Genomic DNA, 23,528 nt, shown 5'->3' with positions numbered 1-23,528 from the left:
TCGGTCCTCCTCCCATCGTCGTGCCGTGCCGTCGCACGGCGCAGGGTCCACCGGTCCCAGGCTTTGGCCCGTACGGCCCCCGCATGGAGGGCCGGGCCACGGATGACCGTCGGACACGGCGGTGCCGGATACCACTGTCCGCGTGGGAGGCGAACCCGCACGGGACGGACCCTCGTTGCCGGGGCGACGGCTCCGCTCGGAGCAGGGTGCCGGCGGACCGGGCGTCAGGGGAGGCCCTGCGGCGTCGGCTGATGCCGCAGATGGTGCATGTGTCAGGGCTGTCCGGCACGGACCCGTTCGCGTCCCGGCCCGACCTCCCCAGGACGCCTCCAGGGCGGACGCGCGGATCGCGCGGCAGCCGGGGCCGCCGGTGCCCCTCGGACGGCCGATATCACTCGTACGGCTGATGCGGATGCCCCCCGGATCGACACGGCCGGTGACATTCAGGGTGGAACCGCCGACGGCAGCGGAGAGCCCAGGGCGGTCTCCGCGGGCTGACGGCGACGGGTGAAAACGGACGACGGGCGGACTGCCGTACGAACGGCGAGGGCCGGTGAGCAGGGGCTCCCCGGCCCTCGCCGACTGCATGTGACCGGTTCCGACCAGCTCTGATCGATTCGACGGCGTGAGGGAACGTACGTCCGAAGGGCTTATCGGTCTGCCGTGCGAGGTGTCATACCAGAGCGGGACCCCGTGCGGGGGAGTTTGTCAACTGCCCACCGCACGTGATGCGTTGCCGACTACTGTGAGTGGCCGCCGGGCAACACAGGGCCGATTTCTTCGGCTCTCGACCGGCGCTGCGATGGCGCACGCCCGGCTCGCGCAGACGCGCGATCCGCAGGTCCCGACGCACCAGTACGAGGACGAAGATGTCTCACCTCCGAGCACCGGCCCCCCGCGCAGACCGCCGTGAGGGCGGTCGGCACGGTCGGCCGGTCGCGCGTACTGTCCCCTCACTGCCCGAGACCCAGATACGGCCCCAGCTCATGCGGCTCGCCGTGCTGCCGCCCCTCGCGGTCGCCCTCAGCGCCTGCGCGGCCGTCCTGTTCATCGTCCGCGACACCGGGGTGCGCCCCACGCTCACCCTGTTCGCCGTACTCACCGGGGCGATCGCCGTGGCACTCGGAGGTGTCGTCATCGCCCTGGTGGCCGCCGACCGGACCGCCAGATCCGTGCACGAACGCCTCGGAGCCCTGCGCCGCACCAGCGCCCGCGGTGAGGTGGAGCTGCGCGCCCTCGTCGAGGGACTGCGGCGCGGCGATCCACCGCCCGCCCGCAAGACGCGGGGCGCACCCGCTGCCGACGCCGACGACTTCGAACTTCTCGGCGCGGACCTCGCGCGAGCCCATGACAGTGCCGTCGTCGCTGTCGTCCAGGCCTCGCAGCTCTCCAGCCAGGCGGGCAGCGAACAGAAGGTCGAGGTCTTCGTCAACCTCGCCCGGCGCCTCCAGTCGCTCGTGCACCGCGAGATCTCCATCCTCGACGAGCTGGAACACGAGATCGAGGACCCCGACCTCCTCAAGGGCCTCTTCCACGTCGACCACCTGGCCACCCGCATCCGCCGGCACGCGGAGAACCTCGCCGTCCTCGGCGGCGCCGTCTCGCGCCGGCAGTGGAGCAACCCGGTCTCCATGACGGAGGTGCTCCGCTCGGCCATCGCGGAGGTCGAGCAGTACTCACGGGTCAAACTCGTGCCCCCGATCGACGGCACCCTGCGCGGACACGCCGTCGCCGACGTCATCCACCTGCTCGCCGAACTCGTCGAGAACGCCACCGTGTTCTCCGCCCCCCACACCCAGGTGCTGCTGCGCGCCAACCTCGTGACCTCGGGGCTCGCCATCGAGGTCGAGGACCGCGGCCTCGGCATGCCCGTGGACGAACAGCACAAGATGAACACGCTGCTCACCGACCCCGACCAGGTCAACGTCGCCAGCCTCCTCCAGGACGGCCGCATCGGTCTCTTCGTGGTCTCCCAGCTGGCCCGCCGGCACGGCATCCACGTCCGCCTCCAGAGCAACATCTACGGCGGTGTCCAGGCCGTACTCGTCGTACCGCAGGGACTGCTGGGCACCGACACGGCAGCGGGCGGAGTCGTGGGCGTAGCCCAGTCCAGGCCCCCGGTGACGGCTCGGCCCCAGGACACCGCCCAGCCCCGGATCCAGGAGACCGGGAGCATGCGGAGGGTGGCCGAGCCGCCCCGCCAGCGGCCGTCGGCCGCCGGCCACCAGGGACGGCACCCGGCGGACCCGATGCCCGGCCCCGGCACACAGCCCGGCGGCTCGGCGCGCCGCCGACCGGAGGCACCCGGGCCCACCGAACCGGTGCCGAACGGCCGTGGCCCGGCCCCGCTGCCCGTACGCGGGGCCCGGGCGGAGCGGCCCAACCCCGCGGAGGCGATGCCGGGCGTCCGCCCCGACGACCGGCGGACCGTCGCGGAGAACGTGGCCACCCCGCCCACCCCCCGCAACAGCGCCGTGCGCGGCACCATGGGCAAGCCCCAACTGCCCCGCCGCCGCGCCCAGGAGCACATCGCGCCCCAACTGCGCGGCGGCCCGGCGGCGCCCCGCCCGGAGAGCGAGCACGTCGAGCACGACCCCGGACTCATGGCGGCCTTCCAGCGCGGCATCGGGCTCGCCGAGGCACGCCAACTGGAGTCGGACTACACGGACCCGGCCGTGGCGGCGATGGAGAGGGCGTACGAGGCCGAGTACGGGGGGTCGGCGCGCTCTCAGGCGCCGACCGGGCAACCGGCACCCGGGCAACCGGGAATCGCGGAACCGACGTACGCGCAGTCCACGTATCCGGCCGTGCCGGAGGCCGTACACCCGGATCCGTTCTCCGTCCCCGCGCCGGGCGACGGAGCGGGCCGTACCGATGTCGCCGTGTCCTCCGTGGACCCCAGGGACGTACCGACCACGGACACGTCCCCCATATCCGAGGCGCATCGGCTGCGCGCGCCCGGACACGACCTGGACCTCACTGCCCGGCACGACGGGAGCGCACCGGCCGGATGACCACCCCCCGCAGCACCACCCCCGCCCCCACCTCCAGCGCTCCCGCAGAGCTTCGTACCCCAAGGAGTCGATCCACCATGGCGAGCGATGTGCCGACCGGCCATGTATCCGATCTCGACTGGCTGATGAGCGGTCTCGTCCAGCGCGTACCGCACACCACGAGCGCGGTACTCCTGTCCTGCGACGGACTCGTCAAGTCCGTGCACGGACTCGACCCGGACAGCGCCGACCACATGGCCGCCCTGGCCTCCGGTCTCTACTCCCTGGGACGCAGCGCGGGCGTCCGGTTCGGGGACGGCGGTGAGGTGCGGCAGGTCGTCGTCGAGCTCGACTCGACCCTGCTGTTCGTCACCACCGCCGGCTCCGGCACCTGTCTCGCCGTGCTGGCCGGCCGCGAGGCCGATGCCGCGGTCCTCGGCTACGAGATGGCGATGCTGGTCAAGAGCGTCCGCCCGTACCTGATGACCGCCCCCCGGCAGTCCGCCGTCGAACCTACGGCGATGAGGCCTTGAGCGTGACGGCGGCCGGCGACGGGCCGTGGCTCGACGACGCGGCCGGACGGCTCGTGCGCCCCTACACCGTCAGCAACGGCCGGACCCGGCCGACCACCGCCCTCGACCTCATGTCCCAGGTGATGGCCACCGGAGCCACCCCCCTCGGCTACCTCGGCCCCGAGCACGCACAGGCGCTCGACCTGTGCCGGGAACCCGTCTCGGTAGCCGAGGTGTCCGCCCAGCTGAAACTGCCGGCGGCGGTCACCAAGGTGCTGCTGTCCGACCTCGTCGACTGCGGGGCACTCACGACGAAACCGCCCGAGTTCTACCACAAACCCACTGACCGGTCTCTTCTGGAGGCAGTGCTCGATGGACTACGACGACAGCTCTGATCCCTTCCCCACCGCATTGAAGATCCTGGTGGCGGGAGGGTTCGGAGTCGGCAAGACGACCCTCGTCGGCGCGGTGAGCGAGATCGCGCCGCTCAGCACGGAGGAACTGCTCACCACGGTGAGCGCCTCGACCGACAGTCTCGAAGGCATCGAGAACAAGGTCGAGACCACCGTGGCGATGGACTTCGGCCGCATCACCCTGGATCCGGAACACGTCCTCTACCTGTTCGGCACGCCCGGACAGGAGAGGTTCTGGTTCATGTGGGACGAGCTCTCCGAGGGCGCCCTCGGCGCGGTGATCCTCGCCGACACCCGGCGCCTGGAGGACTGCTTCGCGGCCGTCGACTTCTTCGAACAGCGCGGCCTCGGCTTCATCGTCGCGATCAACGAGTTCGACGGCTCGTACCGCTACGACCCCGAGGAGGTGCGCGCCGCCATCGACCTCGACCCCGACATCCCGATCGTGCGCTGCGACGCCCGGATCTCCAGTTCCGGGGTGCAGACCCTGCTCACCCTCGTGCGGCATCTGCTCGCCCACGCGCCCGCGCCCGCACCCAGTGCCCACAGTGAGGGAGCCCGCCCATGAGCTACGACCCGCCCCGCCCGGCCGGCCGTCTGCTGCTGACGCCGGAGGACGACGAGGCCCCGGCCCGCACCCGGCGGCTGCGCGGACTGGGCTTCGGGGAACGGCCCGAGCCCGCCCTCGACGCCTTCGCGGACCGCCTCGCCGAAATGGTCGGCGCGCCCTACGCGATGGTCAACTTCGTCGGTGCGGAGCGGCAGTTCTTCGCCGGGCTGCATGTCCCGGCCGATGCCGGCACCGGCCGGGAGGCGGGCGGCGACCCGGGCGAGGCGAAGCCGCGTGTGGGCCGCCGGCTGCCGCGCGACCACGGGTTCTGCCCGCATGTGGTGGTCCGGCGCAAGGCGCTCGTCCTGGAGGACGTCCGCGACTATCCGCGGTTCGCGGGCAACCCGGTCGTCGACGAGTTCGGCATCCGTTCCTATCTGGGCGCGCCGCTCATCGACAGCGCGGGCATGGCGCTGGGCACGGTGTGCGTCGCCGCCTTCGAGCCGCGCCCCTGGGGGAGGGCCGGGCTGGAGACCATCAAGGCGATGGCTGCGGAACTCGTCGGGCACCTCGCGCCGGGTGAGGCCCCTCTCTGAGGGGCGGCTCCGCCGTACGGAGGGCGACATACGGGGACGGTCACACGGAGACCGTCTCGCCGTCCGGGAACATGACCAGTGCGCGGCCCTCCTCCGTCACCGCGCACGACACGGCCTCGCGCAGGGCCTGCGGATGCACCGCGTCCCGGGTCAGCGCGACCAGGGTCACGAACAGCCTGCTCGCGCCCGGGGACTCGGCCGCGCGCTGGAGATACGGCGTCGCCGAGTGCGGGCCGAAGGCGTTCGCGTCGACCTCGCGGGCCACGCCCGTCGCCTCGTCCCAGCCGTGCAGCGCGACGACCACGCTGGTCAGACCCGAACCGGTACGGGTCAGGGCCCAGCCGTCACCCCGCTCGGCCTCCGGCAGGGCGGTGTCGGCCACCGCGTAGCCGCCCTCCCGGACCGCCGCCTCGGCCGGTGCCTGGACCCGATGTACGCGGATCTCCCAGGAGCCGTGCAGCACGCTCGTCGACTCGACCCGGAACTCCCCCTCCACGCCCGGGAGTTCGGCCTCGTACCGGGAGGCGGCGACCCGCCCCGAGCAGTGCAGCGGAAGGATTCCGCGCCGGCGCGACGCCGTACCGTCGGGGGCGAGGAGAGCCAGGTGACCGTCCACGTTCCGCTCCCAGGCGCCCGCGCCCGTCTCCGGGGCCGTCGCCGTCGAGTAGCCGAACTTCGCGTAGTGCGGGTCGTCTTCGGCGGGTCCCTCCGTCGGGTTGTGGTCGCTGCCGTGGTTGACGAGACGCACGATGCCGTCGTGCCGGGTGCCGTGCAGCAGCCAGCCCGGTCCGGGCAACGCCGTGTAATGGTCCGACTCCTCGACGGGCAGCGGGCGTTCGCGGGCGGTCCACACCGCGTGCTCCGGGGGCAGCAGCAGCCCCAGGAAGGCCGTGCTCGACCAGTACGGCGATCCGGGCCCCGAGTACGCCTGGGTCGCCGGCAGGAACGTGCCGTACCAGCCCAGCGGCAGCAGCCCGCGCTCGTCGGGCACCCCGCGCTCCACGAAGTGCGCCACCGCGCCCGAGGCCAGCCGCCGGGTCAGCCCGGGCGCCAGCGGGGTGCACTCGGCCAGCGCGCCCAGCCAGACGGGAGCGGTCGCGGCGAAACGGTACGTCAGGGAGCGGCCCTGGTGGACGGGGGCCCCGTCCGCCCCGAAGAAGTGCGGGTAGGAGGCGAGGAACTGGGCCAGCCGGCGCCGGTGGACCCGGCCGCGACCGCCGTCCTCGCCGCCCGTCATCCGGCACCACAGCAGGGGATAGAGGTGCAGTGCCCACCCGACGTGGTAGTCGAAAACGCGGCCGTCGCCGTCGCTGTACCAGCCGCCGCCGACATACCAGTCGTCGATCCGGTCGAGACCGCCGTCGATGTCCTCCTGGCGGTGCGGCGCCCCGACGGAGGCCAGGAACTGCTCGGCGACCACCTGGCACAGCCGTCCGCTGTCGTCCCGGGTCCGGCGGCCCACGAAGCCCCACAGCCAGTCGACGATCCGCTCCTGCACGTCCACGTCGAGCCGGTCCCAGATCCACGGGCGGGTCTCGTGCAGCCCGATCGCGATCGAGGCGGCTTCGGTCATCGGCTGGGAACAGTCGGTGAGTTCGGGCCAGGCCTCACCGCTGTCCCGGTCCGTGCCCGTTGTCAGACCCTGCGCGTAGCGTTCCACGAGACGTTGATCCACATCGCCCGCGGCTCCCGCGATCCGGAAGGAGGCCAGCAGAAACGACCGCGCGAAACCTTCGAGGCCGTCCGACACCACGCCCGCCGAGGAGTTTCGGCCCGGCAGCCGGTACTGCGCGAGACCCGGCGTCGCGTAGGGGACCAGCGCGGCCAACTGCCGGTCTGCGAGCGCCTCCCAGTGCGCCCGGGTCCAGCCGGTGAACAGGGACAGGACCCGGTCGTTGGGCGGAAGCGCCAAGTGCGGTGCGGGCATGACGGGTTCCTGGCTCCTTACGGCCCCGCGGGGCGCGGCTGTCGGTTCCGTTGTCGGGTCGCGCGGTTCTCAGAAGGGATACGGCTGATCGTTCCGGTCGGATCAACAGGGGTGCCGCGGCTGTCGTTCTTCCGGCCAATAGGGATATGCCAGTCGCCACCCGGCGTGAAGGAGAGCTGCGGCGGCGCTTAAGAAAACCTCGATGGACCTGGGAGCCGCCGTACGGCAGATTTCGACTCGCGTTCTCGGGTCCGCGTTCTCGTCGGTCCTGCCGTCGACGTCACCATTCTCCCCGCCACGGGCTCCTTCGGCGTGCCCTGCCCCGGGGTCTTACCCACAGGAGCGTTGCGTTGAAGGCGCTGGTCAAGAAGAAGGCGGAACCCGGGCTGTGGCTCGCGGACGTACCGGAACCGGTGACGGGCCCCGGTGACGTGCTGATCAAGGTGCTCAGAACCGGGATCTGCGGCACCGACCTGCACATCCGTGCCTGGGACGGCTGGGCGCGGCAGGCGATCCGGACGCCACTGGTGGTCGGGCACGAGTTCGTCGGCGAGGTCGTCCGGACCGGACGCGATGTCACCGACATCGGTGTCGGCGACCGGGTCAGCGGCGAGGGGCACCTCGTGTGCGGCCGGTGCCGCAACTGCCTCGCCGGGCGCCGCCACCTGTGCCGGGCCACGGTGGGGCTCGGTGTCGGGCGGGACGGCGCCTTCGCCGAGTACGTGGCGTTGCCCGCCGCCAACGTGTGGGTGCACCGCGTGCCCGTCGACCTCGACGTCGCGGCCATCTTCGACCCGTTCGGCAACGCCGTGCACACCGCCCTGTCGTTCCCGCTGGTGGGCGAGGACGTCCTGATCACGGGGGCCGGCCCGATCGGGCTGATGGCGGCGGCGGTGGCCCGGCACGCGGGGGCACGGAACGTGGTCGTCACCGACGTCAGCGAGGAACGGCTCGAACTGGCCCGCAAGATCGGCGCGAGCCTGGCGCTGAACGTCTCCGGCGCGACCGTCGCCGACGGCCAGCGCGCCCTCGGACTCCGCGAGGGCTTCGACATCGGGCTGGAGATGTCCGGTCGCCCGGAGGCGATGCGGGACATGATCGCCAACATGACGCACGGCGGACGCATCGCCGTGCTCGGTCTGCCGGCCGAGGAGTTCGCGGTCGACTGGTCCCGGATCGTCACCTCGATGATCACCATCAAGGGGATCTACGGTCGAGAGATGTTCGAGACCTGGTACGCGATGTCGGTGCTGCTGGAGGGCGGCCTCGACCTCTCGCCGGTCATCACCGGCCGCTACGACCACCGCGACCACGAGGCCGCGTTCGCGGACGCGGCGAGCGGCCGGGGCGGCAAGGTCATCCTCGACTGGACCACGTAACTCCCTCATATCCTCAGGAGCTTCTGTCATGTTCGACTCCGTGCGCGACGACCTGCGCGCCACTCTCGACGAGATCCGTGCCGCCGGTCTGCACAAGCCCGAGCGCGTCATCGGCAGCCCGCAGTCCGCGACCGTCGCCGTCACCTCGGGCGGGCGTCCCGGCGAGGTGCTCAACTTCTGCGCCAACAACTACCTCGGCCTCGCCGACCACCCCGAGGTCGTCGCCGCCGCCCACGAGGCCCTCGACCGCTGGGGCTACGGCATGGCCTCCGTGCGGTTCATCTGCGGTACGCAGGAGGTGCACAAGGAACTGGAGGCCCGCCTGTCGGCGTTCCTCGGGCAGGAGGACACGATCCTCTACTCCTCCTGCTTCGACGCCAACGGCGGCGTCTTCGAGACCCTCCTCGACGCCGAGGACGCGGTGATCTCCGACGCCCTCAACCACGCCTCGATCATCGACGGCATCCGCCTGTCAAAGGCCCGCCGGTTCCGGTACGCCAACCGTGACATGGCCGACCTGGAGCGGCAGCTGAAGGAGGCCGCGGAGGGCGGCGCGCGCCGGAAGCTGATCGTCACCGACGGCGTGTTCTCCATGGACGGCTACGTGGCCCCGCTGCGCGAGATCTGCGACCTCGCCGACCGCCACGGCGCCATGGTCATGGTCGACGACTCGCACGCCGTCGGGTTCGTCGGCCCCGGTGGCCGGGGTACCCCCGAACTGCACGGCGTCATGGACCGCGTGGACATCGTCACCGGCACGCTGGGCAAGGCGCTGGGCGGTGCGTCCGGGGGCTATGTGGCCGCGCGCGCCGAGATCGTCGCGCTCCTGCGGCAGCGCTCCCGGCCGTACCTGTTCTCGAACACGCTTGCCCCGGTGATCGCCGCCGCCTCGCTGAAGGTGCTCGACCTGCTGGAGTCGGCGGACGAGCTGCGGACGCGGCTCGCCGGGAACACCGCCCTGTTCCGCCGCCGGATGACCGAGGAGGGCTTCGACATCCTCCCCGGCGACCACGCCATCGCACCCGTGATGATCGGTGACGCCACGAAGGCCGGCCGGCTGGCGGAGCTGCTGCTGGAGCGCGGCGTGTACGTGATCGGCTTCTCGTACCCGGTCGTGCCGCAGGGGAAGGCCCGGATCCGCGTCCAACTGTCGGCGGCGCACTCCACCGAGGACGTGAACCGTGCGGTCGACGCCTTCGTCGCGGCCCGGGCGGAGCTGGAGGGCTGACCGGACCGTTCCCGGCGGACCGTTGCCGGCGTGCCGTCGCGCGCACGCCGTCCCGGACATTACTGGATAATCGATCGCATGATCGAAGCGCGGCGGCTCCACATCCTGCGGGCGGTGGCCGACCACCGGACGGTGACAGCGGCTGCCGCCGCGCTGTACCTCACCCCCTCGGCCGTCTCCCAGCAGCTCACGGCCCTGGAGCAGGAGACCGGCCACCGGCTCGTCGAGCGCGGCGCCAAGGGCGTACGGCTGACCCCGGCCGGCGAGATCCTGCTCGCCCACACCAACATGGTCCTTGCCCAACTGGAGCGCGCGGAGGCCGAGTTGGCCGCGTACGACTCGGGCGCCGCAGGCACGGTCACCGTCGCCGCCTTCGCGACCGGCATCGCCCTGGTCGTCGCCCCGGCCCTGGCCCGCCTCGCCGGGACCGCCCCCGGTATCCGGGTCCGCGTCCAGGACGCCGAGGGTGACGCCAGCCTGCCGATGGTGCTCGACCGGCAGGTCGACGTCGCGGTGGCCGTCGAGTACCGGGGAGCGCCGCCCGCGGACGACCCGCGCCTCACCCACGTCCCCCTCTACGCCGAGCCCTTCGACGCGGTCGTCCCGGTCACCCACCGGCTCGCCGACGCCCACGAGGTGCCGCTCGCCGAACTGGCCAAGGACGCGTGGATCGGGCCCTACCCCGGCAACCCCTGCCACGAGGTGGTCGTCCTGGCCTGCGAGAACGCCGGTTTCCGGCCCCGCCTCGAACACTCCTCCGACGACTTCCGTGCGGTCGTGGCCCTTGCCTCGGCCGACGCCGGTGTGGCCCTCGTACCGCGTTCGGCGCTGCGCGGCATGGAGCTGACGGGAGTGGTCGTGCGGCCGGTCGACGGGACGGCGCCCACCCGGAGGGTCTTCGCGGCCGTACGCCGGGGAGCGGAGGAACACCCGCTGATCCGCCCGGTGCTGGAGGCGCTCGGCACCGCCGCGCGGACGTAGGCGTGGCTCCCGGCCCGGAGGAGCGGGCCCCTGGCGGACGACCGCGGGTGATTGTCAGTGGCATTGGCTACGGTGCGTTGCATGCCGGAAGCCGAAGACGTACGCCGTATCTCCCTCTCCCTGCCGGACACGACGGAGAAGATCGCCTGGAGCATGCCCACGTTCCGGGTCGCGGGCAAGATGTTCGCCACGCTCCCCGAGGACGAGACCTCCATCGCCGTGCGCTGCCCGAAGGAGGAGCGCGACGAACTGGTCCTGGCCGAGCCCGAGAAGTTCTGGATCGCCGACCACGAGGCGGGTTTCGCCTGGGTCAGAGTGCGCCTGGCCGCGCTGGAGGACGACGGCGAACTGCGTGACATCCTCGCCGACTCCTGGCGCCAGGCGGCCCCGACCCGGCTGCTGGACGCCTACCCGGAGTTGGGCGCACCGGACGCCGGCTGAGTCCGGGCGGCGAGCTCAGGCCACGAACCCCCGGATCCGCTCCCGGAGCGTGCGCGCGTCGAGTCCGTGCGCGGCCACGTGCTCGTCGACGTCTCCGTAGCGGCGCAGTTCGCGGCGGCCCACGCCGAGGCCCAGCACCCGGTGGGGCACCCCGCAGAGCGCGTCGTTCACGACGGCTGTGGACGTGCCGGCGAGGTACGGCTCGACGAGGACGACATCGGTGCCCGCCGTCTCCGTGGCCCGGCGCAGGGCGCCCGTGTCGAAGGGCCGTACGGTCGTCGCGTACAGGACGGTGACGTCCAGCCCCTCCGTGGCGGCGAGCACCGCGTCGAGCATCGGCCCGACGGCGATCACGACACCGGAACGGCCCTCGCGGACGGTGCGGAACCGTTCGCCGTCGACCGCGAGCCCTTCCGCGTTGGACTGCGTCGACAGCCGTACGTACACCCTGTCGTCGCCCGCGGCGACCGCGTGCCGCAGCAGCGTCTCGGCCTCGTCGGGATGTCCCGGTACATGGACGGTCCAGCCGTCCAGGGTGTCGAGGAGGGCCACGTCACCGGGTGCCATGTGCGTGTGGCCGCCCGCCGGCCAGTCGAAGGAGGCGGCGGCGCTCACGAGTACGGCGCCGACGTCCTGGTGGCCGAGGTCGAGCTTGACCTGCTCGAAAGGGCGCTCCACGAGGAAGCTCGCGAAGGTGTGCAGGACGGGGCGCATCCCGGTGAGGGCCAGGCCGGCGCCCGCGCCGACGAGGAGTTGCTCACGGATGCCCACGTTGATCACCCGGTCGGGATGCCGGGCCTGTGCCCGGGTGAACGCGTCCACGCCGATCTCGGCGAGGACGACGGCGACGCGTGGATCCTCGTCGAGCAGCCTGGTCAGGACGGGGGCGAAGCGGTCGCGCATGGTGTCCATGGCGGAGTGGATCCCTTCGGACGGGTGGGACGGGTAGGTGCGACGGGAGACTGGGACGGGTCGGACGGGCCGGACGTGCCGGGATCAGCCGGACTTCGGTTCGACCCGCGCCACGACCACGTGCGGGCGGCCTGGGTGGGGAGTGGTGAAGGCGGCGTACAGGGCTTCGTGGTCCCGGCCGTCGACCGTCGTCGTGGACCAGCCCGCGGCCTCGAAGCGGGCGGCGATGCCACCGGGCCGGGCGTGGCTGGCGGACGAGTTGTCGACGACGACGGTGTGCAGGCGTTCGAGGCCGGCGGGACCGGCGAAGGCGATCGCCTCGTGGTTGCTGCCCTCGTCCAGTTCGGCGTCGCCGATCAGCACCCACACCGCGGGTCCGTCGAGTCCCTGGGCGCGCAGCCCCAGCGCCGAACCCACGGCGATCGGCAGCCCGTGCCCCAGCGAGCCGCTGCCGATCTCGACCCCCGGCACCAGCACCCGGTCGGGGTGGTGGCCCAGCGGCGAGTCGTACGAGCCGAAGCCCGGCAGCCAGTCCACGGGCAGGAAGCCCCTGGCGGCCAGTACCGCGTAGTACGCCATGGGCCCGTGCCCCTTGGACAGCAGGAACCGGTCACGTTCGGGGTCGGCCGTCCGGTCCGGGCCGACCCGCAGGACCCGGTCGTAGAGCACCCAGAGCACGTCCAGCGTGGAGGTCGCCGCGGGCCCGTGCTTCTCGGCGCCGGTCATCAGCCCCATGAGTCCGGCCAGCTCGGCGTACTCGTGCCGGTGGTGGGTGTCGTGCGTGGCGTGGGTGTCGCGTGTCTCGGACGTGTCGACGTGCGTGGTTGTGGCTGTCATGAGGACGATCGTGCGACCTCAACCAAGCTTGAGGTCAAGGGGCCGGAGTCCGAATAAAGGGGTGCGCGACCATCGACCCGAGTGCGGTATTGTTTCCATGCGTGTTCGGCCAGGGGAAACACCAGGTCAGACAGCATCGGGACGTGGCGCAGCTTGGTAGCGCACTTGACTGGGGGTCAAGGGGTCGCAGGTTCAAATCCTGTCGTCCCGACGTGAGAAGTCGGAGGCCGGAGGCCGCTTTTCCAGCAATGGGAGAGCGGCCTCCGGCGTTTCCGCGCAGCGGCGTCAGCCGCCGCCGTCGAGGTCGGCGCGCTGGCGGAGCACCCGCAGCTCGTCGCCGGCGAACTCCATCTCGTACAGCTTGCCCCGCGCGTTCTCGAAGGGGCGGTGGAGAACCATCATCAGCCGGCCGTCGAACGTGTGGAAGAGCATGCCGTGACCGCTGTCGTCGCGGACCAGCGGCCGGTGCTGCCGCCACGGACCGGTGACGTCGCCCGACTCCGAGGTGGCGTACGTCTGTACGTAACCGCCGCTGACGGCCCCGTCCCGGCCGACGACGTTCTTCTCGTACGTCGACCACAGCATCAGCAGCGACCCGTCGGGGGTGCGGTGGAGCTGAGGGCCGTCGGTGATGTAGGGCGGGAGCTGGCTCGGCAGCCCGGCGGGGATCTCCTCGGTGAGCCAGGGCGCGTCCGAGGCCTTGAACAGGAGGACCGGATCCCCGATCGTCCGGGACAGGTCCGGGGCCAGCCGGATCGCTTCCATGGTTCCGTCGATGGTCTGCAGCCACTCGTGCGCGTACACCATCCACGGCCGGCCGGCCGGGTCGACGTGGAGCGTGCCGTCGAGGGTCATGAGGTTCGGGGGCGGGGTGGGGCGTGCGGGGTCGACGACGGTGAACGGGCCCAGCAGTGAGGAGGAGACGGCGGTGATCGTGCCGCGCATGTAGGCCGGGATCTGGAACGGTGTACCCCACTGGTTGGGCGGCGGCACCGGAAGCGGCCTGTCCTCGTTGTGCAGCGTGGTGAACAGGTAGTACCTGCCGTCCCATTCGTGCACCTCGGGGGCCCAGCCGCCGTCGGTCGCCCACAGCTCCTTCTGCCCGGCGGTGAGGAAGACCACGACCGGACGCGTCCAGTCGCGCAGGTCGTGACTGCGGTAGACCATCGTGCCGGTGCCGTCCACGCCCGATACGGACGGGTCGTTGGACGTGTAGAGGTAGTAGGTGCGGGTCTTCTCGTCGGCGACGACGAACGGATCGTGCAGCGGCATGTCGGGAAGCCGCATCAGCTCGGTGTCGGTGTCGGTGTCAGCCACGGTCGAAGGATAGACGCGCCCGTCCGGCCCGGGTTCGCACTCGCGTTCGCGTCCGCCCCGTCCCGGTTCGCACCCGTGTTCGGTGTGCCGTTGGCCGAGAAAACGCTTGGACCACGCGGGCGGCGGCGCGGGACACTGGGACTTCTGGCCTGCCCGTACTCGCACTTCGGCGCCGCCGCGAACCTCGCGGGGGCTCCGTCGTCGTGCCCGTCTGCCGGGACGACCCCGGCGACAGCGTGCGGCGGGCCGCCCTACGACGACACAGGGTGGGAATGGGATCGCCTGAATCTCGCGAGGTCCCACCGGGCAAAGGGCCGGTGCTCCTCGCGCTCCGATATTACGTACGGGAGTTGGCTCGCCTCAGGCGGCTGACGCTCCCCGCGATGCTGCTGCCGGCGCTCGGCAACATCGGTCTCGCCTACATCGCGCCGCTGGTCGTCGCGAAACTCGTCGGCCGGATCGCCGACGGCGACGGCATCACCGTCGGCTCGGCGATGCCCTACGTCCTTGCCTTCGCCGGCGTCATGCTCCTCTCGGAGGTGCTGTGGCGCGTGGGCCTGCACTGTCTGAACCGTGTCGACGCCCGTGGTATCGAGCATCTGTACGTGATCGGCATGGACGAGCTGTTCGCCAAGGACGCCGCGTTCTTCCACGACAACTTCGCCGGGTCGCTGACCAAGCGCGTGCTCAGCTTCGCCTCCCGGTTCGAGGAGTTCGTCGACACACTGACCTTCCAGGTCGTGGGCAGTCTGGTGCCACTCGTGTTCGGGTCGGTGGTGCTGTGGCGCTACGAGCCGCTGCTCGTGGTCGGCCTGGTGGCGATGATCGCCCTGACGGCGCTGTGCGTGGTGCCCCTCATCCGTCGCCGCCAGGCACTCGTCGACAAGCGGGAGGAGGCGATCGCCCGGGTGTCGGGCCATGTCGCCGACAGTCTGATGAACATGGACACGGTCCGGGCGTTCGCCGCCGAGGAGCGTGAGGCCGCCGAGCACCGGTCCCGGGTCGCGGCGTCGAGGCGGCTCATGCTGAGGTCGTGGGACTACGGCAACCTGCGCATCGACACGTTGGTCGCGCCGCTGTCCGTGCTGACCAACGCCCTGGGGCTGCTGCTCGCGGTCACGCTCGCCGGGGACGGACACGGCGTGGAGACGGTCGTGGTCGCCTTCACGTACTACTCGAACGCCACGCGGATCATGTTCGAGTTCAACCAGATCTACCGTCGGTTGGAGAGCTCGATGACGGAGGCCGCGCAGTTCACCGAACTGCTGCTGACGTCGCCGACCGTGCTCGACCCGGCCACTCCGGAGGCCCTGCGGTCCCGGGCCGCCGACGTCCGCTTCGAGAACGTGACCTTCGCCCACGCAGGCGCCGAGCCGCTCTTCGAGGGACTCGACCTCGCGGTGCCCAGCGGGGCGAAGATCGGCCTCGTCGGCCGTTCCGGCGGGGGCAAGACCACGCTCAGCCGCCTGCTGCTGCGGATGACGGACATCGACTCCGGCCGGATCATGATCGGGGGCCAGGACATCAGCCGGCTGCGCCAGACGGACCTGCGCGGCCTGATCGCCTACGTGCCGCAGGACCCGGCGATGTTCCACCGCACCCTGCGGGACAACATCGCGTTCGCCCGCCCGGACGCCACCGAGGCCGAGATCCGTCGCGCGGCCGAGGCGGCGCACGTCACGGAGTTCGCCGACGCGCTGCCGGACGGCTTCGACACCATGGTGGGCGAACGCGGGGTCAAGCTGTCCGGCGGACAGCGCCAGCGGGTCGCGCTGGCCCGGGCGATCCTGCGCGACGCGCCGATCCTGCTGCTCGACGAGGCCACCAGCGCTCTGGACTCCGAGAGCGAGATCCTCGTCCAGGAGGCCCTGTGGCGGCTCATGGAGGGACGGACGGCGCTCGTGGTGGCCCACCGGCTGAGCACGGTCGCCACCATGGACCGGCTCGTCGTCCTCGACCGAGGCCGGATCGTCGAGCAGGGCACGCACCAGGAGCTGCTCGCCACGGAGGGTGCCTATGCGAAGCTCTGGCAGCACCAGTCGGGCGGCTTCCTGGACGACACCCCTGCCGGGGCCGATCTCCACTGAACGAGGCCCCGGCAGGGGTGAGTGGCCCGGCTCACATGGCGCGAGCCGGGCCTGGCCGACAACATGGGGCGCGTCACCGGCAGGCTGAAGGGATCCACGATGTTCCGCAAGGTGCTGGTCGCCAACCGAGGTGAGATCGCGATTCGCGCGTTCCGCGCCAGCTATGAGCTGGGCGCGAGGACCGTGGCCGTGTTCCCGCACGAGGACCGCAATTCACTGCATCGGTTGAAGGCCGACGAGGCCTACGAGATCGGCCGGCCGGGACACCCGGTCCGGGCGTACCTCTCCGTGGAGGAGATCGTCCGCGCGGCGCGACAGGCGGGCGCGGACGCCGTGTACCCCGGCTACGGGTTCCTGTCCGAGAACCCCGATCTGGCGCGTGCCTGCGAGGAGGCCGGCATCACCTTCGTCGGGCCCAGCGCCGACACGCTGGAGCTGACCGGCAACAAGGCGAGCGCGGTGGCCGCCGCCCGCGCGGCCGGAGTACCGGTACTGGCCTCCTCGGCACCCTCCGCCGACGTGGACGAACTCGTCCGCGCCGCCGAGGACATCGGCTTCCCGGTGTTCGTCAAGGCCGTCGCCGGCGGTGGCGGACGCGGTATGCGGCGCGTCGAGGAACCCGCCCAGCTGCGCGAGTCCATCGAGGCCGCGGCGCGCGAGGCGGCCTCCGCGTTCGGCGACTCCACGGTCTTCCTGGAGAAGGCGGTCGTCGAGCCACGCCACATCGAGGTGCAGATCCTCGCCGACGGCCAGGGCAACGTCATCCACCTCTTCGAGCGCGACTGTTCGGTGCAGCGGCGCCACCAGAAGGTGATCGAGCTGGCCCCCGCGCCCAACCTCGACCCGGCGCTCCGCGACCGGATCTGCGCCGACGCCGTGCGGTTCGCCCAGGAGATCGGCTACCGCAACGCGGGCACCGTGGAGTTCCTGCTCGACCGCGACGGCAACCACGTGTTCATCGAGATGAACCCGCGCATCCAGGTCGAGCACACGGTGACCGAGGAGGTCACCGACGTCGACCTCGTGCAGTCACAGCTGCGCATCGCCTCCGGCGAGACACTGGCCGACCTGGGGCTCTCCCAGGAGACCGTCACCCTGCACGGTGCCGCGCTCCAGTGCCGCATCACCACCGAGGACCCCGCCAACGGCTTCCGCCCGGACACCGGCCGGATCAGCGCCTACCGCTCGCCCGGCGGCTCCGGCATCCGGCTGGACGGCGGCACCACCCACGCCGGTACGGAGATCAGCGCGCACTTCGACTCGATGCTGGTCAAACTCACCTGCCGGGGCCGGGACTTCGGGACCGCGATCAGCAGGGCCCGGCGTGCCGTCGCCGAGTTCCGGATCCGCGGCGTGGCCACGAACATCCCGTTCCTGCAGGCCGTGCTCGACGACGCGGACTTCCGGGCCGGCCGGGTCACGACGTCGTTCATCGAGCGACGGCCGCAGCTGCTCACGGCACGTCACTCCGCCGACCGCGGTACGAAGCTGCTCACCTACCTCGCCGACGTCACCGTGAACAAGCCGCACGGCGAACGGCCCGAGCTGATCGACCCGGTCGGCAAGATTCCGCCCCTGCCGAACGGGGAACCGCCCGCGGGCTCCCGGCAGCGGCTCGTCGAACTCGGTCCGGAGGGCTTCGCCCGGTGGCTGCGCGAGTCGCCGACCATCGGCGTCACCGACACCACGTTCCGCGACGCCCACCAGTCCCTGCTGGCCACCCGGGTCCGTACCAAGGACATGCTCGCCATCGCCCCGGTGGTGGCGCGGACCCTGCCCGAGCTGCTCTCCCTGGAGTGCTGGGGCGGCGCCACCTACGATGTCGCGCTCCGGTTCCTCGCCGAGGACCCGTGGGACCGCCTGGCCGCCCTGCGCGAGGCCGTCCCGAACATCTGCCTCCAGATGCTGCTGCGCGGGCGCAACACCGTGGGCTACACGCCGTACCCGACCGAGGTGACCGACGCCTTCGTGCAGGAGGCCGCGGCCACCGGCATCGACATCTTCCGGATCTTCGACGCGCTCAACGACGTCGGGCAGATGCGGCCCGCCATCGACGCCGTACGCGAGACGGGCACGGCGATCGCCGAGGTCGCCCTCTGCTACACCTCCGACCTGTCCGACCCGTCCGAGCGCCTCTACACCCTGGACTACTACCTCCGGCTGGCCGAGCAGATCGTCGACGCGGGCGCCCACATCCTGGCCGTCAAGGACATGGCGGGCCTGCTCAGGGCCCCGGCCGCCGCGACCCTCGTGTCGGCGCTGCGCCGCGAGTTCGACCTGCCGGTGCACCTCCACACCCACGACACGGCGGGCGGCCAGCTCGCCACCTACCTCGCGGCGATCCAGGCCGGCGCGGACGCGGTCGACGGCGCGGTGGCGTCGATGGCGGGCACCACCTCGCAGCCGTCGCTGTCGGGCATCGTCGCCGCGACCGACTACTCCGAGCGGCCCACCGGGCTGAGCCTGAAGGCCGTGGGCGACCTGGAGCCGTACTGGGAGAGCGTCCGGAAGATCTACGCACCGTTCGAGGCGGGCCTCGCCTCGCCGACCGGGCGTGTCTACCACCACGAGATCCCCGGCGGGCAGCTGTCCAACCTGCGCACCCAGGCGGTCGCGCTGGGTCTCGGCGACCGCTTCGAGGCGATCGAGGCGATGTACGCCGCCGCCGACCGGATCCTCGGCCGGCTCGTCAAGGTGACCCCTTCGTCGAAGGTGGTCGGGGACCTCGCACTCCACCTCGTCGGTTCCGGCGTCTCGCCGGACGACTTCGAGGCGACACCGAACAGGTTCGACATCCCCGACTCCGTCATCGGTTTCCTGCGCGGCGAGCTGGGCAACCCGCCCGGCGGCTGGCCGGAGCCGTTCCGCACCAAGGCGCTGGAGGGCCGCGCCGCCCCCAGGCCATTGGCGGAACTGACCGCGGACGACCGCACGGGGCTGGCCAAGGACCGGCGGGCGACGCTCAACCGGCTGCTGTTCCCCGGGCCGACGCGCGAGTACGAGACGCACCGTCAGACCTACGGCGACACCAGCGTGCTGGCCAGCAAGGACTTCTTCTACGGGCTGCGTCGCGGGACGGAGTACGCCGTCGACCTCGAACCGGGCGTACGGCTGCTCATCGAGCTGGAGGCGGTGGGCGAGGCCGACGAGCGCGGTATGCGCACCGTGATGTCCACGCTGAACGGCCAACTGCGGCCGATCCAGATCCGCGACAGCGCCGTGTCCTCGGACATCCCGGCCACGGAGAAGGCGGACCGGGCCAACCCCGGGCATGTCGCCGCGCCGTTCGCCGGAGTGGTGACCCTCGCCGTCGCCGAGGGGGACGAGGTGGCGGCCGGTGCCACGGTGGCCACCATCGAGGCGATGAAGATGGAAGCCGCGGTCACGGCCTCGAAGGCCGGGAAGGTCACGAGGCTGGCCATCACCAGGATCCAGCAGGTGGAGGGCGGTGACCTGCTCGTCGAGATCGCCTGAATCCGGGGCGGCCCCGCTCCCGGGCGACAGCGCAACCTCTCGGGAGCCGGGCCGCCGGGCAACCGAGCCGCCCCCGGCCGTGGCTCAGGACGCCTGTCCGCCGTAGTAGTAGCCCTCGGGGCCACCGGCCACGGCGTACGGGAGATGCGCGGGCGAGGGCGGGAACGCCTCGGCCGGACCGGCTGAGGCCTCCCTCCGGGAGCTGTGGAGGCGGGCGTAGGTGCCGCCCAGGGCGAGGAGTTCGGCGTGGCGGCCGGTCTCGACGACGCGGCCCCGGTCGATGACGAGGATGCGGTCGGCGTCGGGAGCCAGGTCCAGGTCGTGCGTGATCACGATCGTGGTGCGGCCGGTCATCAGGCGCCGCAGCGGTTCGACGATGCGGCGGGAGGCGATCGCGTCGAGGCCGGTGGTGGGCTCGTCGAGGACGAGGACCGGCGCGTCGCGCAGTACGGCCCGGGCGATGGCGAGGCGCTGCAACTGGCCGCCGGACAGCCGCGCCGAGTTGGGGTCGACCCGGGTGTCGTACCCGTCGGGGAGCGCGGTGATGAACTCGTGCGCGTCGGCTGTGCGGGCCGCCTCCTCGATGGCGTGGTCGCTGGCACCGGGCCGGCCGCAGGCGATGTTGGCGCGGACCGTGTCGCGCAGGACCAGGGTCTCCTGCGGCAGCAGGGCGACGTACTCGCGCAGGCGGTCCAGCGGGAAGTCCGTCAGCGGGGTGCCGTCCAGCAGGACGGCGCCGGAGTCGGGGTCGTAGAAGCGCAGCAGGAGCTTGGAGAGGGTGGACTTGCCGGCGCCGCTCGGTCCGGTGACGATCACCAGTTCGCCGGGGCGGACGGTGAACGACAGCGCGTCGAGCGCTGTGCTGTCGGCGCCCGGATAGCGGAAGGAGACATCGCGCACCTCGACGCTGCCGTCGGGCCGGCCGGTCCCGGTGCGTGCGGGGCCGGCCGGGTCGGAGACGGCAGGCCGGGCGTCCAACACCTCGATGAGCCGTTCCGCGCCGGCCGTGGCGGCGGTGACGAGAAGGCCCAGCTGGGCGAGGCCGCGGATGGGCGGGTAGAGGTAGCTGAGGAGCGCGGCGAACGCGAGCAGCCGGCCGAGCGTCATCTGTCCTTCGGAGATCTCCCAGACGCCGATGCCGATCACGGCCAGCACACAGACCGTCTCGATGACCTGGACCAGTTGTCCGTACGCCTGGTTGAGACGCGCCGAGCGCACCGACGCCCGGAACCACGCCGTGGCCTCCTCCTTCAGCCGGCGCCGCTCGGCGTCCTCGCGGCCGTACGCCTGGGTGAGGACGAGATTGCCGAGGGACTCCTCCACCACGGAGGTGACCGCGCCGTCGGCCACGCGGCCGTCCCTGGCGACGGACCTGACGCCGGCGGAGAACCTCCGGGCGGCCAGCCAGAACAGCGGGGCGAGGGCGAAGGTCACCGCTGCGAGGTCCCACTGCAGCCAGAACGCGGCCGCCGCGTAGAAGACGGCGCTGAACAGCGCGGACGCGGTCCCGATGAGGCCGGAGACGGCCATCTGCTCGATGGCCTCGATGTCACCGGTCAGCCGCGAGAGCAGATCGCCCTGACGGTGGCGCTGGAAGAAGTGCGGGGGCAGTTTCTGCACATGGTCGAAGACCTGCTCGCGCAGCCGCATCACGAACCGCTCCGACACCCATACGGACAGGGAACCGCCCGCGTACCCGATGGCCGCTCCCACCACGGCGATGCCGAGCCACTGGACGGCGGGTGTCCAGAAGGCGTCCAGCGAGCCGTTCTGCAGCGCGTTGTCGGTGAGGTCGCCGAAGAGCAGGATGGCGGAGGTCTCGGCGATCGCGCCGAGAACCGTGCACAGCCACACGGTCACGAGCCAGCGCCGCAGGCCCTTCGTCATGGGCCAGAAACGCCGGAATGCGGTGCGGGCGGGGACGGCAGGGGTGGTGCAAGTCCCGTATTTCTCGGCCGGTTCACCCCTTTCCGAATTGATCGGAAACCCGTACACGGACATTTCAATACCCGGTGGAACACTTCGGGGATGATCGGTTCCTGAATAACCCTCGGTCGCACGCATGATTCTCCTGTGACGCACGCAGTGCTGCGGAGCGGAAACGCCGGGAGGGCCGGTGGAACACCACCGGCCCTCCCGATGAGCAGGGCTCTTACGTCAGTTGCCGGCCCGGGGCGGCACGGGCTCGCCGGGGCGCGGGCGCCGACGGCGCGCCTGCTGGGCGTCCTGCGGGGGCTGCGGGAACCGATTGGCGTTGGGGTCCGTGTTCGCGTTCCGGCGAGGGGTAAGCGGGGCAACAACCCTGAAGCTCATACTGACTCCTTCTGAGTTTCCAGTACTGCACGGGAGGAATTCCGCGAGGACAAACAGGGGGATCGGGGCTCTCGCCCCGGGCCGCCCCGCCGCCCTATGAAAGGAAACTTAACACGGCCCCGCGCGGTGTTAGTCGAAATCTCAGAATTCAATTGCCATGGAAATGCTGTGGAAACCTTTGTAATTCCTGGGTTTTGATTGTCGGCCCTGTTCAGGACAGGCGGCCGACATGGGCCAGGGCCTGCTTGAGGAGCATTCCCTGGCCGCCCGGCATCTCGTTCTGGACCACGGGGGAGGACGCCTCCTCCGGACTGAACCAGACCAGGTCCAGGGCGTCCTGGCGGGGGCGGCAGTCGCCGGCCACCGGGACGATGTAGGCGAGGGACACCGCGTGCTGGCGCGGGTCGTGGAACGGGGTGACCCCCAGCGTCGGGAAGTACTCCGCGACGGTGAAGGGCTGTGGAGAGGCCGGGACCCGGGGCAGCGCCACCGGGCCGAGGTCCTTCTCCAGGTTGCGCAGGAGGGCGTCGCGCACGCGCTCGTGGTGCAGGACGCGGCCCGACACCAGGGCGCGGCTGACCGTGCCGTCCGAGCTGATGCGCAGGAGCAGGCCGATCTTGGTGACTTCGCCGTTGTCGTCGACGCGCACCGGTACGGCTTCGACGTACAGGATCGGCATCCGTGCGCGAGACTGTTCGAGCTCGTCGGGTGCCAGCCAGCCGGGCGTGGTTTCGATCATGTCAGACATTGGCTGATCGTACTTTCAACTCGTCCTGTTTCTGCATAGCCGCTCCACGTCGAACGCGCCACATCCGGGTGACCCGCCGCTCTCACGCCTCCGGGCGCGCGTGCCCGTTCTGCCATGCCCAGGCCGCGATCTCCACCCGGTTCCGCGCGGCCAGCTTCGCCTGCACGCTCGACAGGTGCGTCTTGACCGTGGAGAGGGAGACGAACAACGCGGAGGCGATCTCGGCGTTGGTGTGGCCCAGGGCGGCCAGCCTGACCACGTCGAGTTCCCGGTCGGTGAGCGGTTCCCTGAGCGTCGCCGCGGAGACCGGGGGCGGGGCCGCCGGGCGGGACGCGGTGGCCTGCGGGCCGGTGATGTGCTGAAGCAGACGGACCGTGATCGACGGCGACACCAGGGAGTCACCGGCCGCCGCGGCCCGCACCGCCTCCGCGAGGAGGGCGGGCCCCGAGTCCTTGAGCAGGAACCCGCAGGCGCCGCCGCGCAGTGCTCCGTACACGTATTCGTCGAGGTCGAAGGTGGTGACCACGACGACCCGCATCGGGTCGGTGACACCGGGGCCGGCCAGCAGCCGGGTCGCCTCCAGTCCGTCGAGCTTGGGCATCCGGATGTCCAGCAGGCACACGTCCGGACGCTCCCGGCGGGCCAGTGCCACCGCCTCCTCCCCGTCGGCGGCCTCGGCGACCACGGTGATGTCGGGCTGGGCGTCCAGGAAGAAGCGGAAGCCGGTACGGACCATGTCCTGGTCGTCCGCGATGAGGACGCGGATCGGAGGGCTGGGCGGGGCGGGGGTCATGGCTCGATCATGCCTCAGGGGTGGGAG

Annotated in this window: 18 protein-coding genes and 1 tRNA gene; 12 read left to right on the top strand and 7 right to left on the bottom strand. The window is 71.6% G+C overall.

Annotated elements, in window-relative coordinates; all coding sequences use genetic code 11:
* Positions 1-869 precede the first annotated feature (869 nt).
* From OG595_RS05250 to OG595_RS05230, 5 genes are all read left to right on the top strand, one after another.
* Positions 870-3,014 (top strand): sensor histidine kinase, encoded by a 2,145-nt coding sequence (locus OG595_RS05250; RefSeq protein ID WP_329268295.1) that lies wholly within the window; start codon positions 870-872, stop codon positions 3,012-3,014.
* A 77-nt stretch (positions 3,015-3,091) separates the two neighbouring features.
* Positions 3,092-3,526, top strand: a complete 435-nt coding sequence (locus tag OG595_RS05245; protein WP_189145958.1) for a roadblock/LC7 domain-containing protein — start codon at positions 3,092-3,094, stop codon at positions 3,524-3,526.
* 2 nt (positions 3,527-3,528) lie between these two features.
* On the top strand, positions 3,529-3,900 hold the full coding sequence (locus tag OG595_RS05240) for a DUF742 domain-containing protein (protein WP_164313415.1): 372 nt from the start codon (positions 3,529-3,531) through the stop codon (positions 3,898-3,900).
* On the top strand, positions 3,878-4,486 hold the full coding sequence (locus OG595_RS05235; protein ID WP_329268291.1) for a GTP-binding protein: 609 nt from the start codon (positions 3,878-3,880) through the stop codon (positions 4,484-4,486). Before OG595_RS05240 ends, OG595_RS05235 begins: the two co-directional genes overlap by 23 nt.
* Complete coding sequence (locus tag OG595_RS05230) at positions 4,483-5,064, top strand: GAF domain-containing protein (RefSeq protein WP_329268289.1); 582 nt, start codon at positions 4,483-4,485, stop codon at positions 5,062-5,064. The genes OG595_RS05235 and OG595_RS05230 overlap by 4 nt, the downstream gene beginning before the upstream one ends.
* Positions 5,065-5,104: 40 nt before the next feature.
* Here the strand turns inward: OG595_RS05230 and OG595_RS05225 are convergent, their stop codons facing one another.
* Complete coding sequence (locus tag OG595_RS05225; RefSeq protein WP_329268287.1) at positions 5,105-6,991, bottom strand: DUF2264 domain-containing protein; 1,887 nt, start codon at positions 6,989-6,991, stop codon at positions 5,105-5,107.
* Positions 6,992-7,341: 350 nt separating this feature from the next.
* On the opposite strand from OG595_RS05225, the gene tdh reads away from it, so the two are divergent.
* The 4 genes from tdh to OG595_RS05205 all read left to right on the top strand — a co-directional run bounded on the left by tdh (position 7,342) and on the right by OG595_RS05205 (position 11,020).
* On the top strand, positions 7,342-8,370 hold the full coding sequence (gene tdh / locus OG595_RS05220) for an L-threonine 3-dehydrogenase (protein ID WP_329268285.1): 1,029 nt from the start codon (positions 7,342-7,344) through the stop codon (positions 8,368-8,370).
* Positions 8,371-8,398: 28 nt separating this feature from the next.
* Positions 8,399-9,598 carry a glycine C-acetyltransferase gene (locus tag OG595_RS05215; RefSeq protein ID WP_329268284.1) on the top strand — a complete coding sequence of 400 codons (1,200 nt, stop codon included), beginning with the start codon at positions 8,399-8,401 and terminating at the stop codon, positions 9,596-9,598.
* Between the two features lie 78 nt (positions 9,599-9,676).
* Positions 9,677-10,579 (top strand): LysR family transcriptional regulator, encoded by a 903-nt coding sequence (locus OG595_RS05210; RefSeq protein ID WP_329268283.1) that lies wholly within the window; start codon positions 9,677-9,679, stop codon positions 10,577-10,579.
* Between the two features lie 81 nt (positions 10,580-10,660).
* Complete coding sequence (locus tag OG595_RS05205; RefSeq protein WP_329268282.1) at positions 10,661-11,020, top strand: MmcQ/YjbR family DNA-binding protein; 360 nt, start codon at positions 10,661-10,663, stop codon at positions 11,018-11,020.
* A 15-nt stretch (positions 11,021-11,035) separates the two neighbouring features.
* On the opposite strand, the gene OG595_RS05200 is transcribed toward OG595_RS05205, so the two are convergent.
* Both OG595_RS05200 and OG595_RS05195 read right to left on the bottom strand, forming a co-directional pair.
* Positions 11,036-11,932 (bottom strand): transketolase family protein, encoded by an 897-nt coding sequence (locus OG595_RS05200; RefSeq protein ID WP_329268281.1) that lies wholly within the window; start codon positions 11,930-11,932, stop codon positions 11,036-11,038.
* Between the two features lie 84 nt (positions 11,933-12,016).
* Positions 12,017-12,667: a transketolase gene (locus OG595_RS05195; RefSeq protein ID WP_329282659.1), complete on the bottom strand. Its 651-nt coding sequence runs from the start codon at positions 12,665-12,667 to the stop codon at positions 12,017-12,019.
* A gap of 239 nt (positions 12,668-12,906) precedes the next feature.
* On the opposite strand from OG595_RS05195, the gene OG595_RS05190 reads away from it, so the two are divergent.
* Positions 12,907-12,980 (top strand) — tRNA-Pro (locus tag OG595_RS05190).
* Between the two features lie 74 nt (positions 12,981-13,054).
* Here the strand turns inward: OG595_RS05190 and OG595_RS05185 are convergent.
* Positions 13,055-14,056, bottom strand: coding sequence for a glycoside hydrolase family 43 protein (locus OG595_RS05185; protein WP_329282657.1), 1,002 nt, complete (start codon positions 14,054-14,056; stop codon positions 13,055-13,057).
* A 302-nt stretch (positions 14,057-14,358) separates the two neighbouring features.
* Here OG595_RS05185 and OG595_RS05180 point away from each other — a divergent pair, with 302 nt between their 5' ends.
* Both OG595_RS05180 and OG595_RS05175 read left to right on the top strand, forming a co-directional pair.
* The gene (locus OG595_RS05180) at positions 14,359-16,173 is read left to right on the top strand and encodes an ABC transporter ATP-binding protein (protein WP_329268280.1); all 1,815 of its coding nucleotides are present in this window, start codon (positions 14,359-14,361) and stop codon (positions 16,171-16,173) included.
* Between the two features lie 99 nt (positions 16,174-16,272).
* Entirely contained in the window at positions 16,273-19,647 is a 3,375-nt protein-coding gene (locus OG595_RS05175) for a pyruvate carboxylase (protein ID WP_329282654.1), read from the top strand.
* An 84-nt stretch (positions 19,648-19,731) separates the two neighbouring features.
* Here the strand turns inward: OG595_RS05175 and OG595_RS05170 are convergent, their stop codons facing one another.
* The 3 genes from OG595_RS05170 to OG595_RS05160 form a co-directional block, all read right to left on the bottom strand.
* Positions 19,732-21,534, bottom strand: a complete 1,803-nt coding sequence (locus OG595_RS05170) for an ABC transporter ATP-binding protein (protein ID WP_329268279.1) — start codon at positions 21,532-21,534, stop codon at positions 19,732-19,734.
* Between the two features lie 637 nt (positions 21,535-22,171).
* A complete protein-coding gene (locus OG595_RS05165; RefSeq protein WP_329282650.1) occupies positions 22,172-22,699 on the bottom strand; it encodes an NUDIX hydrolase family protein in 528 nt (175 codons plus the stop codon).
* A gap of 91 nt (positions 22,700-22,790) precedes the next feature.
* Entirely contained in the window at positions 22,791-23,501 is a 711-nt protein-coding gene (locus OG595_RS05160) for a response regulator transcription factor (RefSeq protein ID WP_329268276.1), read from the bottom strand.
* Between the last annotated feature and the right edge of the window lie 27 nt (positions 23,502-23,528).

This window comes from Streptomyces sp. NBC_01451 (assembly GCF_036227485.1).
GTDB lineage: Bacteria > Actinomycetota > Actinomycetes > Streptomycetales > Streptomycetaceae > Streptomyces.
This window is presented reverse-complemented; position numbering and strand designations above follow the sequence as displayed.

Coding starts and splice junctions, on each gene's coding strand:
- OG595_RS05250 (WP_329268295.1), top strand. CDS start 870: ATGTCTCACCTCCGAGCACCGGCCCCCCGCGCAGACCGCCGTGAGGGC.
- OG595_RS05245 (WP_189145958.1), top strand. CDS start 3,092: ATGGCGAGCGATGTGCCGACCGGCCATGTATCCGATCTCGACTGGCTG.
- OG595_RS05235 (WP_329268291.1), top strand. CDS start 3,878: ATGGACTACGACGACAGCTCTGATCCCTTCCCCACCGCATTGAAGATC.
- OG595_RS05230 (WP_329268289.1), top strand. CDS start 4,483: ATGAGCTACGACCCGCCCCGCCCGGCCGGCCGTCTGCTGCTGACGCCG.
- OG595_RS05225 (WP_329268287.1), bottom strand. CDS start 6,991: ATGCCCGCACCGCACTTGGCGCTTCCGCCCAACGACCGGGTCCTGTCC.
- OG595_RS05215 (WP_329268284.1), top strand. CDS start 8,399: ATGTTCGACTCCGTGCGCGACGACCTGCGCGCCACTCTCGACGAGATC.
- OG595_RS05210 (WP_329268283.1), top strand. CDS start 9,677: ATGATCGAAGCGCGGCGGCTCCACATCCTGCGGGCGGTGGCCGACCAC.
- OG595_RS05205 (WP_329268282.1), top strand. CDS start 10,661: ATGCCGGAAGCCGAAGACGTACGCCGTATCTCCCTCTCCCTGCCGGAC.
- OG595_RS05200 (WP_329268281.1), bottom strand. CDS start 11,932: ATGGACACCATGCGCGACCGCTTCGCCCCCGTCCTGACCAGGCTGCTC.
- OG595_RS05195 (WP_329282659.1), bottom strand. CDS start 12,667: ATGGGGCTGATGACCGGCGCCGAGAAGCACGGGCCCGCGGCGACCTCC.
- OG595_RS05185 (WP_329282657.1), bottom strand. CDS start 14,056: ATGCGGCTTCCCGACATGCCGCTGCACGATCCGTTCGTCGTCGCCGAC.
- OG595_RS05180 (WP_329268280.1), top strand. CDS start 14,359: ATGGGATCGCCTGAATCTCGCGAGGTCCCACCGGGCAAAGGGCCGGTG.
- OG595_RS05175 (WP_329282654.1), top strand. CDS start 16,273: ATGTTCCGCAAGGTGCTGGTCGCCAACCGAGGTGAGATCGCGATTCGC.
- OG595_RS05170 (WP_329268279.1), bottom strand. CDS start 21,534: ATGACGAAGGGCCTGCGGCGCTGGCTCGTGACCGTGTGGCTGTGCACG.
- OG595_RS05165 (WP_329282650.1), bottom strand. CDS start 22,699: ATGATCGAAACCACGCCCGGCTGGCTGGCACCCGACGAGCTCGAACAG.
- OG595_RS05160 (WP_329268276.1), bottom strand. CDS start 23,501: ATGACCCCCGCCCCGCCCAGCCCTCCGATCCGCGTCCTCATCGCGGAC.